We start from the raw sequence: 14,846 nt of genomic DNA on the forward strand, positions 1-14,846 counted from the left end.
GCAGGGTCGTGGACAGCGCCTCCCCGCCGGGGGCCTGTCAGAAGGCCGCCGGCCAGTCGGAGATCGGCTGGATCGGCTCCGGCGGCGGCTACAGCAGCGTCTTCGCCAAGCCGGACTACCAGTCGGGCGCGATGCCGGCCGGCAGCACCTCCATCGGTGCGACGCGCGGCGTTCCGGACGTCTCCCTGCAGGCGAGCCCGTCCACGGGAGCGCTGGTGTACCTGTCCCTCCCGCCCGACGGCCAGAGCGGGCTGAAGTGTGGCAGCACACCGTGCAGCACGGGCTGGTACGACATCGGCGGCACGTCGTTGGCATGTCCCCAGTGGGCGGGCCTGGTCTCCCTCGCCGACCAGATCAACGGCGGTGGACTCGGACTCATCAACCCGACTCTGTACAAGCTCGCGTCGGACCCGGCCACATACGCGGCGGACTTCAACGACATCACCGTGGGCAACAACACCGCCGAAACCTCGGTCCCGGGCTACTCGGCCACCACAGGGTGGGACCCCGTCACCGGACTGGGCACGCCGAACGCGGCGAAGCTCCTACCCGACCTCGTCAGCGCCGCGCACAGCGGCTGATCCTCTGGGGCAACGACGTCCGCGCCTGAGCCGTCCGCCTGCTCGGCTCAGGCGAGCACCAGCACCAATGGCACGCCCCGGCACGGCACCAGGCGCATGCCGTCGTACGTGCCGGGCCGCGCCGCGCCGAGGAGTTCGCCGATGTCCGGGCCCTTGGTGAGGGAGCCGGCCAGGTGGGCCGGGTCGGCGGAGGCGGCGACCCGGCCCCTGGCGTTCACCAGGTGGGCGGGGCGGGGCAGGCGCCGCAGGAGGGGCAGGACGGCCGTCTCGAAGTGCCGCAGGTAGACGTCGGCGGCGGCGACTCCCGCGAACCGGCCCTGGATCAGGACGGGTTCGGAGAGGGTGAGGCTGTACTCGTCGGAGCAGAGGTAGTCGACGTACGGTCCGGCCACCGCCCGGCGCCCGGTGTCGCGGGGCAGCGCGAACCAGTCCCAGTGCGTGTAGTCGGAGTACGCCGACTGGCCGGGATCGAGGTCGAGCAGAAGCGGGCGTACGTCGCCGTCGGCGCCGGACTGCCACCACTCCAGCCAGGCGGGCACGTCCGTCAGCAGGCCGGGCGCCGCGACGAAGCCGACGCCGGAGACGAGTTCCTCGCGCGTCAGGTGGACGTGCAGCCCGGGGCGCAGGGCGGCGAGGTCGGCACTGGCCGGCCGCCGGCCCTCGGCCACCACCCGGCGGAGCAGGGCTTCGGTGTCGGTGCGAGTGGCGGCGACCGTCCGGAAGACGGCCTCCAGCGCACTGCCGACCTGTGCGGCCACCCACGCCTCGGCTTCCGTGTCGAAGGTGGCGAGCGCGGTACTCCGGCCCATCGTGTCCTCCAGCGGACGGGAACCTGACGCGGTGCGGTCAGAGGGTGAGGCGCACGGCGACGAGCCGCGCCGTCGACTCCCTGACGCACCGCTCGGCCAATGTGCCGGCCGTTTCGTGGGCACCATCTTGCACGGCGGAGATCACGGCCCGGTGACGTTCCGCAACTTCTTCACGACATGCGTCGTCGGCCAGGACCAGGCACAGCAGTGCGCCGATCTCGCTCTGCAGGGCGACCTGTTCACGGGTGAGCCGGGCGGACTGGGCGGCCGCCGCGAGTTCGACATGGAAGCGGCCGTACAGGCGGCTGCGCGCCGCCGCGTCCTCGGCCCGGGTCAACTCATCGGTGGTACGGCGGAGTTGGTGCAGGTCCTCGGGTTCGGTGCGCTGGGCGGCGAGCCGGGCGGCGGCGCCGGACAGGGCGGCCCAGTGGTCGCCCAGGTCGCGCAGTTCCTCGGTGCTCCAGCCGCGCAGCCGGGCCTTGAGGCGGTCGTCGGCGGGGACTTCGGGCAGCGAGACGAAGCTGCCGCCGCCGCGGCCCCGGCGCGTGGTGACGAGGCCCTGTTGGCGCAGGGCCATGAGCGCCTCGCGCAGGGTGACCGTGGAGACGCCGAGCTGTCCGGCCAGCTCGGTCTCGCCGGGCAGCTGCTCGCCGTCGGCCAGCAGACCCAGTTCGATGGCGTCGCCGATGCGGCGGACGACCGCGTCCACGCGGGCCCGGTTGTCCACCGGGCTGAAGACGGCCCTGCGGGCGCCGCCCTCGATCTCGTACTGCCTCACGGTCACCACCTCGTGCATTGACTCAAGCTTTACCCTAAGGGGATCTTGAACTTAGAACTATGACTTCATATGTTTACCGTCAACGGTTCAATGTACAGCGCGCCAGAAAGGTTCCCCTATGGAGGGAATTGCGATCCGGCTGCAGGACCTGCGGAAGTCGTTCGGTGGGACGACCGCCGTGGCCGGGGTCGACCTGGAGATCCGGGACGGCGAGTTCTTCTCGATGCTCGGCCCGTCCGGATCCGGCAAGACGACCGTCCTCCGGCTGGTCGCCGGGTTCGAGACACCGGACCAGGGCCGGATCGAACTCGCCGGGCAGGAGGTCACCGGCCTCGCCCCGTTCGAGCGGGACGTGCACACGGTCTTCCAGGACTACGCCCTCTTCCCGCACATGACGGTCGAGCAGAACGTCGCCTACGGGCTGAAGGTCCGCAAGGTACCGAAGGCCGAACGGCTCGTCCGCGCCCGCAAGGCCCTCGCCGAGGTCCGCCTGGAGGGCTACGGCCAGCGGCGTCCGGCCCAGCTCTCCGGCGGGCAGCGCCAGCGTGTCGCCCTCGCCCGCGCGCTCGTCGGCCGGCCCCGGGTCCTGCTGCTGGACGAGCCCCTCGGCGCCCTCGACCTGAAGCTGCGCGAGCAGATGCAGGTCGAACTCAAGGCCATCCAGCGGGAGGTCGGCATCACCTTCGTCTTCGTCACCCACGACCAGGAGGAGGCCCTGACGATGAGCGACCGCATCGCCGTCTTCGACCAGGGCCGTATCGCCCAGGTCGGCACGCCCGCGGAGATCTACGAACGCCCGGCGACCCCGTTCGTCGCCTCCTTCGTCGGCACCTCGAACCTTCTCGACGGCGAGGCGGCGCACCGGATCGTCGGCAGCCCGGGCACGTACAACATCCGGCCGGAGAAGATCCGCGTCCTGAAGGAGTCCGCCGAGGTGGACGAGCCGGGGCACACGAGCACCGTCGGAACCGTCGCCGAGGTGGTCTACCTGGGCGACGCCACCCGCTTCCTGGTCGACCTCGACGGCGGCGGCCGGCTCACCACGCTCCAGCAGAACCTGGAGACCTCCTCCGAGGACGTCGCCGCCTACCGCGGCACCCGGGTGCGCCTGACCTGGCACCGCCGGCACGCCGTCCGGCTGCCCTCCTGACCTCTCCCCCGCCTCTACGTCCCCATGGAGAACGCCGTGCGTCCCACCCGTGTCCTGCGCACCGCGGCCTGCGCCGCCGCGCTGCTGCTCGCCGCCGCCTGTGACTCCTCCGGCTCGGGCGGCTCGTCCGCCACCGGGCTCAACCCGCCCGACCTCAAGGCCCCGACGAAGCTCGGCAGGACGGAGGGCCAGGTCAACCTGATCGCCTGGGCCGGCTATGTCGAGGACGGCTCCAACGACCCGAAGGTGAACTGGGTCGGCGACTTCGAGAAGCAGACGGGCTGCCAGGTCCACTCCAAGGTCGCCGCCAGCTCGGACGAGATGGTCAAGCTGATGAAGACCGGCGAGTACGACGCCGTCTCCGCTTCGGGGGACGCCTCCCTGCGCCTGATCGCCGCCGGGGACGCGGCCCCGGTGAACACCGCCCTGGTCCCCAACTACAAGGACATCTTCAGCGGGCTGAAGAACGGCGCCTGGAACTCGGTGAAGGGCCAGATGTACGGCATCCCGCACGGCCGGGGCGCCAACCTGCTGATGTACAACGCCGACAAGGTCAAGCCCGCGCCCACCTCCTGGTCCGCCGTCTTCGACGGCGCCTCCCGGTACAAGGGGCACGTCACCGCGTACGACTCGCCGATCTACATCGCCGACGCGGCCCTCTATCTCAAGGCCACCAAGCCCGAGTTGAAGATCAAGGACCCTTACGCCCTCGACCAGAAGCAGTTCGACGCGGCCGTGGCCCTGCTCAAGCAGCAGAACAAGGACGTCGGCGAGTACTGGAGCGACTACCTCAAGGAGGTGTCCGCCTTCAAGAGCGGTGACTCGGTGGTCGGCACCACCTGGCAGGTCATCGCCAGCCTCGCCGCCTCCGAGGGCGCCAAGGTCAAGGCGCTGGTGCCGAAGGAGGGTTCGACCGGCTGGTCCGACACCTGGATGGTCTACAGCAAGGCCAAGCACCCCAACTGCGCCTACAAGTGGTTGGACTGGATCGTCTCGCCCAAGGTCAACGCCCAGGTCGCCGAGTACTTCGGCGAGGCTCCGGCCAACTCCAAGGCCTGCGCCGAGACCAGCGACAAGAACTTCTGCACCGTCTACCACGCGGCCGACGAGAACTACTGGAAGAAGATCGCCTTCTGGAACACGCCCATCGAGCAGTGCCTGGACGGCCGCAAGGACGTCAAGTGCGTGCCGTACGCCAAGTGGGTGCAGGCCTGGACCGAGATCAAGGGCTGAGCCGTGACGACCGACATGACGACCGCCGCCGGCCGGGGAACCGTCCGGCGGCTGGCCGGAACCCTGCACCGCAGGCCCCGGCTGCGGCTGACCCTGCTGCTCACCGCCCCGCTGCTGTGGCTCGCCGTCCTCTACCTCGGCTCGCTGGCGGTGCTTTTCATCTCGGCGTTCTGGACGACGAACTCCTTCACCTCGCAGGTGGTGAAGGTCTGGTCGACGGACAACTTCCACGAGCTGTTCACCACGCCCGTCTTCCGGCAGGTGATCCTGCGCAGTGTGGGCGTGGCGCTCGCGGTGACCGTGCTGTGCGCGGTGATCGCCTTCCCGGTCGCCTTCTACACCGCACGGGTGGCCCGGCCGAGATGGCGCCCCCTGCTCGTGGTCGCCATCCTGACTCCCCTGTGGGCGAGTTACCTGGTCAAGGTGTACGCCTGGCGGCTCATCCTGTCCCAGGGCGGCCTCACCGACTGGATGCTCGCGCCGTTCGGGCTGAGCGGCCCCGGCTTCGGCCTGCCGGCCACCGTCCTCACCCTGACGTACCTGTGGCTGCCGTACATGATCCTGCCGATCCACACGGCGCTCGAACAGCTCCCCGCCAACCTGCTCGACGCCTCGGCCGACCTCGGGGCGCGGGCCGGGCGGACCTTCCGCTCGGTGGTGCTGCCGATGGTGCTGCCGTCGGTCGCGGCCGGTTCGGTGTTCACCTTCTCGCTCAGCCTCGGTGACTACATCACCGTGCAGATCGTCGGCGGCAAGACCCAGCTGATCGGCAACCTCGTCTACTCCAACATCGAGCTCAATCTGCCCATGGCCGCCGCGCTCGGCACCGTGCCCGTCGTCGTGATCGTCCTGTATCTGCTGGCCATCCGCCGTACGGGTGCCCTGAACAGCCTGTAGGACCTGGAGGAGAACAGCACCATGCATCTCAGCCGCACCGCGCGCATCGCCCTGCGCACCGGCGCCGGGCTCGGTTTCGCGGTGATCTACGTCCCGCTGCTGCTCGTCCTCGTCAACTCGCTCAATCCCGACCGCAGTGCGAGCTGGCCACCGCCCGGGCTGACCTGGCGCTGGTGGTCGGTGGCCGGGCACGACTCCGGTGCCCGGCAGGCCCTGTGGGTCTCGGTGAAGGCGGGGCTGGGGGCGACCGCGATCGCGCTGGTCCTCGGCACGCTCATCGCGTTCGCCGTGGCCCGGCACCGCTTCTTCGGCCGTGACACGGTGTCGTTCATCGTGGTCCTGCCGATCGCGCTGCCCGGCATCGTCACCGGCATCGCCCTCAACTCGGCCTTCGGCACGGTGCTGGAACCGCTCGGCGTGGGGCTCGGACTGTTCACGGTGATCGTCGGGCACGCCACCTTCTGCATCGTGATCGTCTTCAACAACGTGGTGGCCCGGCTGCGCCGTACGGACGCCTCGTACGAGGAAGCGGCCATGGACCTCGGCGCGACCACCTTCCGCGCCTTCGCGGACGTCACCTTCCCGCTGGTCCGTTCCGCGCTGCTGGCCGGTGGTCTACTCGCCTTCGCCCTGTCCTTCGACGAGATCGTGGTGACGACGTTCACCGCGGGGCCCGGCATCGAGACCCTGCCCATCTGGATTTTCGACAACATGACCCGGCCGCAGCAGGCACCGGTGGTGAACGTCGTGGCCGCGGTACTCGTCCTGCTGTCGGTGATCCCGATCTACGTAGCCCAGCGGCTGTCCGCGGACACGGCGACGTCGAGCCGGGTGTGACGGTCTGTACGGCGGACGAACAGGGGGAGGCATGAGTTCTGTGGATGCGGTCGTCCCGACGAAGGCGCTGTGCGCGGCCTACGAGGCCGCCTCGGCGGTCGCCGCCGACCTGGGTGACGAGGAGTCGTGGCTGCCGACGGGCTGTACCGGCTGGGCGGTCCGCGATCTCGTCTTCCACTGCCTGACGGACGCCCAGCGCGCTCTGGTGGCCCTGCACACGCCGACGCGGGCGCCGGTGGACCGGGACGCGGTGACGTACTGGCAGGACTGGCGGCCGGACACCGTGGGGGCGGCGAACGGCCGGCGCTGGGTGCGGGTGAACGCGAGCATGTTCCTCGACTTCGGTCAGCTCCAGGGCCTGTATCTGGAGACGCTGGCGGCGGCCGTGCACGCGGCGGAGACGGCCGACCCCGCACAGCACGTCGGCACGCAGGGACATGTGCTGACGGCCGGGGATCTGCTGAGCACCCTCGCGGTGGAGGCGACCGTCCACCACCTGGATCTGACCGTCCGGCTCCCGCACGCGGCCGGACCGGCACCCGAGGGACTGGCCGCGGTGCGCACCACCCTGGACGGTCTGCTCGGCCGCCCCGCGCCGGCGGAGTGGAGCGACGCGCACTACGCCCGCGTGGGCACCGGCCGGACCGCGCTGACCGAGGCCGAGCGCGCCTCGCTGGGCGCGGCGGCCGACCGGTTCCCGCTGTTCGGCTGACCCCCCCCTCTCGGTGCCGGCCGGCGCAGATCACACGCCCAACACGGGGACACCCGCGGGCGACACCTGCGCGGTGCGGGACTCGCCGCCCGGGTTGATGGAAGCCTGCGCCCCATGCACACCCCACCGAGCATCAACAGTTACGTCGACCGGGTCACCGCCGGCCCCGGCGGGGCGATGACCGAGGAGGTCGGCGTCATCACCGGTGACCTGACCGTGGCCACCATCCTGCTGTCCGACGGCCACAGCGTGCGCGTCGCCGTCCAGCACTCCGGCAGCGACACCTGGTACACCCTCGCCGGCAGCCCCGCGCCCGTGCCCGCCGGGCAACTCGCCGCCTATCACCGGGACCTGCTGGGCCGTATCCGCCGGGGCGGTGGCACCCGGGCCACCTGAGCAGGCCACGCGAAGGGCACGATGGGCCGGGAGGCGACCTGGTCAGCACAGACCCTGGCCCTGAAGCCCGACACCTCCTACACGCTGAGCGGCTGGGTGCAGGGTCCGTACGCCTACCTCGGCGTCAGCGGGGGCGCCACGGCCGGCACCTGGACCTCCTCCTCGTCGTGGGCGAAGCTCACGGTCCCGTTCACGACCGGCGCCTCGGGCACGGTCAGGGTGTACGTCCACGGCTGGTACGGCCAGGGCGCGGTCTACGCCGACGATCTCACCCTGAGCTGATCCACCGTTCCGACCGGCGTCCGGACGCCCCCTTCCGTAGGCTGAAGAGATCCGAAGCTCCTACGGGAGGCCTCCCGCAGGCAGGAGACGGTCGTGATCGAACTCGCCGCGGCGTTCGCCGTCGCGGGCGCGGCGAGCAACGCCGTGGGCACCGCCTTCCAGCGCAAGGCCGCGTCGGCGAGCAGCCGCGGCGGGCTCCGGCTCCTCGCGGAGCTGGTGCGCCGGCCCTTCTGGGTGATCGGCATGTGCGCTGTGGTCGGCGCCGCGCTGTTCCAGAGCCTGGCCCTGGTCAACGGCCCGCTCGCGCTGGTCCAGCCGCTCTTCGTCCTGGAGCTGCCCTTCGCGCTGCTCGTCGCCGCCCCGCTCATGCACCGGCGGCTGCCCCACTCGGGCTGGTGGGGCGTCGGCGCCTGTGTGGCTGGTCTCGCCGTGCTGCTGATCGCCGCCGCCCCGCACGGCGCCGTCGACCAGGCGCCGCTCAGCCGCTGGATCCCGGCGCTGTGCCTGTGCGTCGGCGGGATGGCCGCGGCGGTGCTGCTGTCCTGCGGCCGGGGCCGCTCGCCGGCCCGGCGCGCCGCGCTGCTGGCCGCGGCCTCCGCCACGGGCAACGCGCTGACCGCCGCCCTGCTGAAGTCGGCCAGCGGCACCTTCGCCGACCACGGGTTCGCGGCGTTCCTGCGCTCCTGGCAGACGTACGGCTTCGCGCTCGCCGGTGTCGGGGCCGTGATCCTGCTGGAGAACGCCCTCCAGGCCGGTCCGCTGGCCGCGGCGCAGCCGGCGCTGACCATCGGCGACGCGGTGGTGAGCCTGACGCTCGGCATGACCCTGTTCGGGGAGCGGATCCGCACGGGCTGGTGGCTGGTCCCGGGGGCCGCGGGCGCCCTCCTGATCATCGGAGGCGTGCTGGTGCTCAGCCGTGCCGTCCAGCACATCGTCGTGGTGCCGGTCGCGGTGGAAGAACGGGACATGGCGACCTGAGCGGGGCCCGCACGTCAGCGGGGCCGCACCAGCCGTACGTCCTCCACGCCCAGCAGGCCGAGGAGCGGGACCTTGCCGACCCGCTGAGCGGGGTCGACCACCAGCCCGGCGCTGCGGATCAGGTCGAGCAGCAGCTCGGCGAGCGGCATCACCATGTGCCTGCCCCAGCAGCGCTCGGAGGAGTGGCCGAAGGGCAGATACCCCGGTGCGGTGTCGGGGTCGAGGTCGTCCCAGCGCTCTGGGCGGAAGCGGTCCGGCTCGTGCCACAGGGCCGGGTCTCTATGAGACAGCAACGGCAGTACCAGGACGTCGTCCCGCTCGCCGATCCGGTCGTCGACGGCCGGGTACTCGGGCGAGGCGTTGCGCAGGATGTTCCACGAAGGCGGCAGCAGCCGCAGGGACTCCAGGATGATGTTCCGGTTGGACATGGTGTCGTCGAAGGGCGAACCGAGCCAGAGGGCGTTGGCCACCAGCGTCGAGACGGTGAAACACACGGGTGCGGCCGCCCTGCGGTACACGCCCATCGCGTACCGGCGCTCCTGGTAGCCGGTGGCCCGCGCGGCCCGGCCGGCGAGCCCGGTGAGCCGCTCGCTCGGCCGGGGCCAGCCCGGCAGGGCGGCGCCGATCGCGATCACCGACCAGGTGAGTTTCGGCGTGAGTTCGAGGTTGCGGCTCATCAGCATGCGCAGGCGGTGGGGATCCTGGCCGAGGATGAGGTCCCGCAGGAAGAGATGCCCGGTCAGCGGCCAGGACCCGGCGAGGTCGACGCCCTTCGGCAGGGGCCTGGCGAGCGCGTCACGCACGTCGTTTCCCATGGTGCGGGTGACCGTGGACGCCTCGGTGCGCGTGATGGAACGTCCGTGCAGCGGCTTGAAGGTGGGGCGCTCGGTCTCCGTCGCCCGGCGTGCGGCGAGGATGCGATCGGCGACCTCGTGTCCCGCGACCCCGATCGTGTCGGGTTCCAACCGGAAGACGTCCTGGCCGGTGTGGGCGCGGATGAGTGCGGCGAGCCGTGGGGCGAACACGGTGCTGCGCACCCGCGTGGCGGAGGACGGCGGCATGGATGCTCCCGTTGGCAGAAGGGCGGTCGGGGACAGAGGCGAGCGCCGTACTACGACGGACCACCGCTGTCCGGCCGGCCGTGACCGTGCGCACGGCCGGACAACGATGTCACCTCACCTGTACGGCGAGGCGCGCAATCAGTACCAGAGGTACCAGGCGCTCGCCTTCAGGCTCTTGGCTGCCGCGACCTTGTTGCGGATGGCGAAGAGAAGCTTCATCACTGCACCTCCTCTCGGGGGTGGACGGGTGACACGCGCCGGCACCGGAATCCACCGGTGAAGATCATGTGTCGGTGGCTCCGGAAAACTTCCCTCGTCCGGCCCGCGCGTAATCGCCGCCGTGATCAATTGCCTTGCGGTGTGGTCGATTTCGGTCGTTCACCGCTCACCGGCGCTCCGCCTTGACCCCGCACACAGCCGAGTGACCACCCGGCCCCCTCCGGGCCCTGTTTCCCTGATGGGGCACCGCGCCGGCACTCCGGATGCCGGACACCTCAGCGACGGGAGCGGACGCCCTCCGCAGCGCGGTCCGGCGCCTCACCGGCCGGAGATTGGCCGGATGCGGCACACGCTGCGGTGCACCCGGAAGGCCGGTAATAGACCCGCGCGCACGCCCCCCGGCGGCGCGCACTTCCCTACCGGTCCCTCACCGCTTCGCGATCCCGTCGATCCACGACTGGAGGCGTTCACCCTGGGCGGCCATCAGGCCCGGGTCGCGCAGGGTGTTGGTGAGGACGGACATGCCCTGGTAGGCCGCGACGAGTTCGACGGCGAGGGCGGCGGCATCGGCGCGACCGAGCTGGGCGAACTGGGACTCCACCCAGTCGAGCAGGGCTCGCATGACCTTCGCGGCGGCCCGGTCCAGACCGTCGTCGCGCTTGTCGAGCTCCGTGGCGAGGGTGCCGAAGGGACAGCCGAAACGGGCCGCGGTCTCGCGCTGGTCGACCCAGCCGGAGACGAGGGCCTTCAGCCGGGCGGCCGGATCCGGGAGGGCATCCAATTGCCTTGTGAGCACATCCAGTTGCTCGCAGTGGGCGGCCACAGCGGCTTCGACGAGCTGATCCTTGGTCTTGAAGTAGTAGTAGACATTGCCGAGCGGCACCTCGGCCGTACGGGCGATGTCGCCGAGGGTGGTCTTCTCCACTCCCTGCTCGTGGAAGACCTGGACGGCCGCCGTCACCAGGCGTTCACGCTTGCCACCGCGGCCTGATCGGCCGGGCCACGCGGTCTGTGTCGCGGCGGCGGAATCTGAGTCAGTCACCTGACTAAGGATAGACAACGCACTCGGGCGCGGACTATGGTCGCGTCTTAGTTAGTCAACTAACTCAGTTGGGAGAACTGCCATGACGGTCGTCACGGGTGCCACGGGGAATGTCGGACGGGCCCTGGTCGCGGCGTTGGTCCAGGCCGGGGAGACGGTGACCGCCGTCGCCCGGCACATCGGCGAGGAGGACGTGCCGCCGGGGGTGCGGGCCGTCGCCGCCGACCTCGGAGGGCCGCAGAGCCTCGCCCCCGCCCTGGCGGGCGCCAAGGCACTGTTCCTGCTCGTGGCCGGAGAGGATCCGGTCGGCATCCTGCGCCGGGCCGCCGCGGCCGGCGTGCGGAAGGTGGTGCTGCTGTCCTCGCAGGGCGTGGGCACCCGGCCGGACATGTACGCGCACGCGGCGCGCTTCGAGGCGGCGGCGGCCGGGTCGGGGCTGCCGTTCACGGTGTTGCGCTCGGGCGGGCTGGACTCCAACGCGCTGGCCTGGGCCGAGCCGGTCCGCCGGCACCGCATCGCGGCGGCGCCGTTCGCCGATGTGGCACTGCCGTTCGTCGACCCGGACGACGTCGCCGCGGTGGCGGCGGCCGTACTGCGCGAGGACGGGCACGACGGCGTCACGTACACACTGACCGGCCCGGAGCCCACCACGCCACGACAGCGTGCGGCGGCGATCGCCGCCGCGCTCGGCGAGCCGGTGACGTTCGTGGAGCAGAGCCGCGAGGAGGCCCTCGCACAGATGGTCCGGTTCATGCCGCCCGCCGTCGCCGAGGGCACGCTCGCCGTCCTGGGCACCCCCACCCCGGAGGAGCAGGCGGTCGGCACGGATGTGGCGCGCCTGCTCGGCCGCCCCGCGGCCCCCTTCTCCGCGTGGGCTGCGCGCAACGTGGCGGCGTTCCGCTGATGCCCACGAGCTCGTCCGGTGAGCGGCGGAGGCCGGGCTGGGATGCCGGGGCGATGAGCGAGGAAGCGGGATGTGTCGACGGCGACACCGTACGCCCGGGCCGGTACGGACGTGTCGAGCGCGAGCGACGCTTCCTGCCGGCCGCGCCTTCGGCGGTGACAGCCGTCCGAGTGATCACCGACCGGTATCCGACGGGCGCGCGCCTGAGGCTTCGTCGTGCCCTGTCGCCTTGCGGCGACATGGAGTTGAAACTCACGCGGAAGGTCCCGGCGGCCCGGTTCGGCACCGCGCAGGGGCTTGTCGCGAACATCTGTCTGTCGCCGGCCGAGTACAGGCACTGGCCACGCTGCCGGCCCTGGCACCCACCAAGACCCGGTTCAGCGTGCCTTCCCTCGGCGTCGACGTCTTCGCCGGCCGGCTGCGGGGACCGGTGCCGGCGGAAGCCGAGTTCACGACGGACGCGGCCCCAGGCCTCCCAGGGGGCGGCGCCCCGGCCTGAGGCGCAGTAGGGCCGGACGTGTGACGCCAGCGATGCTTGTCGATCACTTTGCGCGCCACACCGCACCCAGTTAACCAGTTTGTATATTTATTTCCTTTATGGTGCCGAGTGACGGGAGTTTCGGCTCAGGGTGCGCACAACGCGTCGCGGCAGGGCGCGGGTTGGGATGGTGGCCGTGGGTGGAATCAGCCGCCGGAGTGCGGCACGCCTCAGCATCGGCGCCGGCATCGGTGTGGCCGCCGCGTCGTTCGCCGCATGCAGTGGCCGGGACGGACAGAACGGCTCCCCCGGCAGCCCGGAGGAGCAGGGGGCGGTCCGGCTGATCGGGGACGGCTCGACGTCGTACACCGGACGCCAGCCGCACCAGCCGGCGTCACCCATGGCCCTCGAACCCGGACAGACGCCGCCACAGTTCGTGGTGTTCTCCTGGGACGGCGCCGGCGAGTTGGGTGCCGGCCTGTTCCCGCGTTTCCTGGAGCTCGCCCGCACGCACGGCGCGCACATGACCTTCTTCCTGTCCGGCCTCTATCTCCTGCCGGAGGACAAGAAGCGGCTCTACGACCCGCCGAACAACCCGGTCGGCGCCTCGGACATCGGCTACCTCACCGACGGACACCTCAAGCAGACACTGAAGTACGTCCGCCAGGCCTGGCTGGACGGCCATGAGATCGGCACCCATTTCAACGGGCACTTCTGCACCGGCCCCGGATCGGTGGCCAACTGGACGCCCGCACAGTGGCGAGCGGAGATCGAGCAGGCGCGGTCCTTCGTCAAGTCATGGCGTACACACACCGGTTGGCACGACGAACCGTCGCTCCCCTTCGACTACGACAAGGAACTCGTGGGCGGCCGCACCCCGTGCCTGCTCGGGCAGGACAACCTGCTGCCGACCGCACGGGAACTCGGCTGGCGCTACGACGCCTCCTCACCGGGCGGGGTGCAACGCTGGCCGAGGAAGCGGGGCGGCATCTGGGATCTGCCGCTGCAGAGCATCCCCTTTCCGGGGCACACCTTCGAGGTGCTGTCCATGGACTACAACATGCTGGCGAACCAGTCCAAGAACTCGACGCGGGCACCTTCCTACAACTACCCCTACTGGCGGGCCCAGGCGACACAGTCGTACCTGGCCGGGTTCCAGCGGGCGTACGAGACCAACCGGGCGCCGCTGTTCATCGGCAACCACTTCGAGCAGTGGAACGGCGGCATCTACATGGACGCGGCCGAGGAGGTGCTCAAGCAGATCGCAGGACGGGAGGACGTGCGTCTGGTCTCGTTCCGGCAGTTCACGGACTGGCTCGACGCCCAGGATCCCGAGATCCAGGCGAAGCTGCGCAGCCTCCAGGTCGGCGAGAAGCCGGCGGGCGGGTGGAGCGCGTTCCTGCGGCCGGCGAAGGGCGCTCAGGGCCTGTCGGGCGACGTCGGGCGACGGGCAGCGGAGCGCTGATCCGGCAGCCTGCGAACACCGATCCCCACCCCGCATTCGAGGCCACTTTCCGCCGATCGGACTTTGTCCGAGTGGGGTGGCCTTCCTTGCACTGCTGCCGGAGACGTCGTCGTCGGGGTGAGCGACTCGCTCGCCGGACTGGCCGCGTTGCGCCGCGGCATCGTGGAGGCGCGGAGAACCGGCCGCACGCTGGTGGCCGTGCGAGCCTGGGAGCCACCGGAGGGCGACGCCCTCTACCGGGCCCGGCCCGAGCCCTCGTGGGCCCGGCTGTGGGCCGACGAGGCGCGGCGGCGGCTGGACGGCGCCTTCGAACTGGCGGTCGGCGTTCCCCCGGCCGACCTGCGTGGCACGGCTGCTGGAGACGATCGATCAGAACCCGCGGTCGCGCCCTGAACGCGGTCGCGTGCGGTCACCGCTCCGGCCGTACCGGATGCCGGCTCATGATCGAGACCCGGTTGAAGGCGTTGATGGTGACGGCCACCCAGATCACCGCCGCCAGCTGATCGTCCGTGAGCACGTCCCGGGCCGCAGCGTAGGCGGCGTCCTGGGCGGCGGTGTCCGCGGCGGCGGTGGTCGCCTCGGCCAGCGCCAGGGCGGCCCGCTCCGCTGGCGTGAACAGCTCGGTCTCGCGCCAGGCGGCGAGCACGCCCAGGCGGTCCGGGGTGTCGCCGGCCCGCAGCGCGGCGCGGGTGTGCACGTGCAGGCAGTAGGCGCAGCCGTTGATCTGCGACACGCGGAGGTTGATCAGCTCCACCAGGGTGCGGTCCAGGCCGGCCTCGGCGGCGGTCGCCCGGACCGCCTCGGACGTCTGCACCAGCGCGTGATACGCCTTGGGGCTCTGCTTGTCGATGAATATCCGCCGCGTGGCACCGGCCGTGACGGGACTGCTCAACCTGGCCTCCTCGGGCTGCGGTGGACGACCACCCCAAAGATGTTGAATTCGAAACTATCACACGGCCTTCGACCACCACCGCGCGACCACGGCCCCGCGCGGGACGGTCGGATTCGAACCGACGTCCTCCGA

The 14,846-nt window shown here is 71.1% G+C and carries 17 protein-coding genes and 1 pseudogene; 12 read left to right on the forward strand and 6 right to left on the reverse strand.

Annotated elements, in window-relative coordinates; genetic code table 11:
- Positions 1-581, forward strand: a pseudogene (locus tag ACFYOH_RS40540) (hypothetical protein); the annotation flags it as partial.
- 47 nt (positions 582-628) lie between these two features.
- On the opposite strand, the gene ACFYOH_RS40545 reads toward ACFYOH_RS40540, so the two are convergent.
- Both ACFYOH_RS40545 and ACFYOH_RS40550 read right to left on the reverse strand, forming a co-directional pair.
- Positions 629-1,390, reverse strand: a complete 762-nt coding sequence (locus tag ACFYOH_RS40545) for a cache domain-containing protein (RefSeq protein ID WP_388636313.1) — start codon at positions 1,388-1,390, stop codon at positions 629-631.
- A gap of 37 nt (positions 1,391-1,427) precedes the next feature.
- Entirely contained in the window at positions 1,428-2,168 is a 741-nt protein-coding gene (locus ACFYOH_RS40550; protein ID WP_388636315.1) for a FadR/GntR family transcriptional regulator, read from the reverse strand.
- 118 nt (positions 2,169-2,286) lie between these two features.
- On the opposite strand from ACFYOH_RS40550, the gene ACFYOH_RS40555 reads away from it, so the two are divergent.
- From ACFYOH_RS40555 to ACFYOH_RS40590, 8 genes are all read left to right on the forward strand, one after another.
- Complete coding sequence (locus tag ACFYOH_RS40555) at positions 2,287-3,318, forward strand: ABC transporter ATP-binding protein (protein ID WP_388636317.1); 1,032 nt, start codon at positions 2,287-2,289, stop codon at positions 3,316-3,318.
- 36 nt (positions 3,319-3,354) lie between these two features.
- The gene (locus ACFYOH_RS40560; protein ID WP_388636319.1) at positions 3,355-4,551 is read left to right on the forward strand and encodes an ABC transporter substrate-binding protein; all 1,197 of its coding nucleotides are present in this window, start codon (positions 3,355-3,357) and stop codon (positions 4,549-4,551) included.
- Between the two features lie 15 nt (positions 4,552-4,566).
- Complete coding sequence (locus ACFYOH_RS40565) at positions 4,567-5,448, forward strand: ABC transporter permease (protein ID WP_388636391.1); 882 nt, start codon at positions 4,567-4,569, stop codon at positions 5,446-5,448.
- A 21-nt stretch (positions 5,449-5,469) separates the two neighbouring features.
- Entirely contained in the window at positions 5,470-6,285 is an 816-nt protein-coding gene (locus tag ACFYOH_RS40570; protein ID WP_388636321.1) for an ABC transporter permease, read from the forward strand.
- A gap of 31 nt (positions 6,286-6,316) precedes the next feature.
- The gene (locus ACFYOH_RS40575) at positions 6,317-6,997 is read left to right on the forward strand and encodes a maleylpyruvate isomerase N-terminal domain-containing protein (RefSeq protein ID WP_388636323.1); all 681 of its coding nucleotides are present in this window, start codon (positions 6,317-6,319) and stop codon (positions 6,995-6,997) included.
- A 114-nt stretch (positions 6,998-7,111) separates the two neighbouring features.
- Positions 7,112-7,393, forward strand: coding sequence for a hypothetical protein (locus ACFYOH_RS40580; RefSeq protein ID WP_388636325.1), 282 nt, complete (start codon positions 7,112-7,114; stop codon positions 7,391-7,393).
- 21 nt (positions 7,394-7,414) lie between these two features.
- Positions 7,415-7,675: a hypothetical protein gene (locus ACFYOH_RS40585; protein ID WP_388636327.1), complete on the forward strand. Its 261-nt coding sequence runs from the start codon at positions 7,415-7,417 to the stop codon at positions 7,673-7,675.
- Positions 7,676-7,768: 93 nt separating this feature from the next.
- A complete protein-coding gene (locus tag ACFYOH_RS40590; protein ID WP_388636329.1) occupies positions 7,769-8,653 on the forward strand; it encodes a DMT family transporter in 885 nt (294 codons plus the stop codon).
- A gap of 14 nt (positions 8,654-8,667) precedes the next feature.
- Here ACFYOH_RS40590 and ACFYOH_RS40595 read toward each other — a convergent pair whose 3' ends face one another.
- The 3 genes from ACFYOH_RS40595 to ACFYOH_RS40605 form a co-directional block, all read right to left on the reverse strand.
- A complete protein-coding gene (locus tag ACFYOH_RS40595; protein ID WP_388636331.1) occupies positions 8,668-9,714 on the reverse strand; it encodes a cytochrome P450 in 1,047 nt (348 codons plus the stop codon).
- 138 nt (positions 9,715-9,852) lie between these two features.
- The gene (locus ACFYOH_RS40600) at positions 9,853-9,933 is read right to left on the reverse strand and encodes a tryptorubin family RiPP precursor (protein WP_388636393.1); all 81 of its coding nucleotides are present in this window, start codon (positions 9,931-9,933) and stop codon (positions 9,853-9,855) included.
- Positions 9,934-10,360: 427 nt separating this feature from the next.
- Positions 10,361-10,975, reverse strand: a complete 615-nt coding sequence (locus tag ACFYOH_RS40605) for a TetR/AcrR family transcriptional regulator (protein WP_388636333.1) — start codon at positions 10,973-10,975, stop codon at positions 10,361-10,363.
- 82 nt (positions 10,976-11,057) lie between these two features.
- Between ACFYOH_RS40605 and ACFYOH_RS40610 the strand changes: the two genes are divergently transcribed.
- The 3 genes from ACFYOH_RS40610 to ACFYOH_RS40620 all read left to right on the forward strand — a co-directional run bounded on the left by ACFYOH_RS40610 (position 11,058) and on the right by ACFYOH_RS40620 (position 14,215).
- Positions 11,058-11,879: an SDR family oxidoreductase gene (locus ACFYOH_RS40610; RefSeq protein ID WP_388636335.1), complete on the forward strand. Its 822-nt coding sequence runs from the start codon at positions 11,058-11,060 to the stop codon at positions 11,877-11,879.
- 665 nt (positions 11,880-12,544) lie between these two features.
- Entirely contained in the window at positions 12,545-13,822 is a 1,278-nt protein-coding gene (locus ACFYOH_RS40615) for a hypothetical protein (RefSeq protein ID WP_388636337.1), read from the forward strand.
- A gap of 117 nt (positions 13,823-13,939) precedes the next feature.
- The gene (locus tag ACFYOH_RS40620; RefSeq protein WP_388636339.1) at positions 13,940-14,215 is read left to right on the forward strand and encodes a hypothetical protein; all 276 of its coding nucleotides are present in this window, start codon (positions 13,940-13,942) and stop codon (positions 14,213-14,215) included.
- Positions 14,216-14,231: 16 nt separating this feature from the next.
- Here the strand turns inward: ACFYOH_RS40620 and ACFYOH_RS40625 are convergent, their stop codons facing one another.
- Positions 14,232-14,714, reverse strand: a complete 483-nt coding sequence (locus ACFYOH_RS40625) for a carboxymuconolactone decarboxylase family protein (RefSeq protein WP_388636341.1) — start codon at positions 14,712-14,714, stop codon at positions 14,232-14,234.
- Positions 14,715-14,846: the final 132 nt, after the last annotated feature.

Origin of the sequence: Streptomyces sp. NPDC007856, assembly GCF_042868225.1 — a bacterium.
GTDB lineage: Bacteria > Actinomycetota > Actinomycetes > Streptomycetales > Streptomycetaceae > Streptomyces.

Bases quoted from the DNA above. Each gene is read 5' to 3' on its own strand.
- ACFYOH_RS40610 (WP_388636335.1), top strand. From the start codon at position 11,058: ATGACGGTCGTCACGGGTGCCACGGGGAATGTCGGACGGGCCCTGGTC.
- ACFYOH_RS40615 (WP_388636337.1), top strand. From the start codon at position 12,545: ATGGTGGCCGTGGGTGGAATCAGCCGCCGGAGTGCGGCACGCCTCAGC.
- ACFYOH_RS40545 (WP_388636313.1), bottom strand. From the start codon at position 1,390: ATGGGCCGGAGTACCGCGCTCGCCACCTTCGACACGGAAGCCGAGGCG.
- ACFYOH_RS40595 (WP_388636331.1), bottom strand. From the start codon at position 9,714: ATGCCGCCGTCCTCCGCCACGCGGGTGCGCAGCACCGTGTTCGCCCCA.
- ACFYOH_RS40565 (WP_388636391.1), top strand. From the start codon at position 4,567: ATGACGACCGCCGCCGGCCGGGGAACCGTCCGGCGGCTGGCCGGAACC.
- ACFYOH_RS40555 (WP_388636317.1), top strand. From the start codon at position 2,287: ATGGAGGGAATTGCGATCCGGCTGCAGGACCTGCGGAAGTCGTTCGGT.
- ACFYOH_RS40585 (WP_388636327.1), top strand. From the start codon at position 7,415: ATGGGCCGGGAGGCGACCTGGTCAGCACAGACCCTGGCCCTGAAGCCC.
- ACFYOH_RS40580 (WP_388636325.1), top strand. From the start codon at position 7,112: ATGCACACCCCACCGAGCATCAACAGTTACGTCGACCGGGTCACCGCC.
- ACFYOH_RS40575 (WP_388636323.1), top strand. From the start codon at position 6,317: ATGAGTTCTGTGGATGCGGTCGTCCCGACGAAGGCGCTGTGCGCGGCC.
- ACFYOH_RS40600 (WP_388636393.1), bottom strand. From the start codon at position 9,933: ATGAAGCTTCTCTTCGCCATCCGCAACAAGGTCGCGGCAGCCAAGAGC.
- ACFYOH_RS40570 (WP_388636321.1), top strand. From the start codon at position 5,470: ATGCATCTCAGCCGCACCGCGCGCATCGCCCTGCGCACCGGCGCCGGG.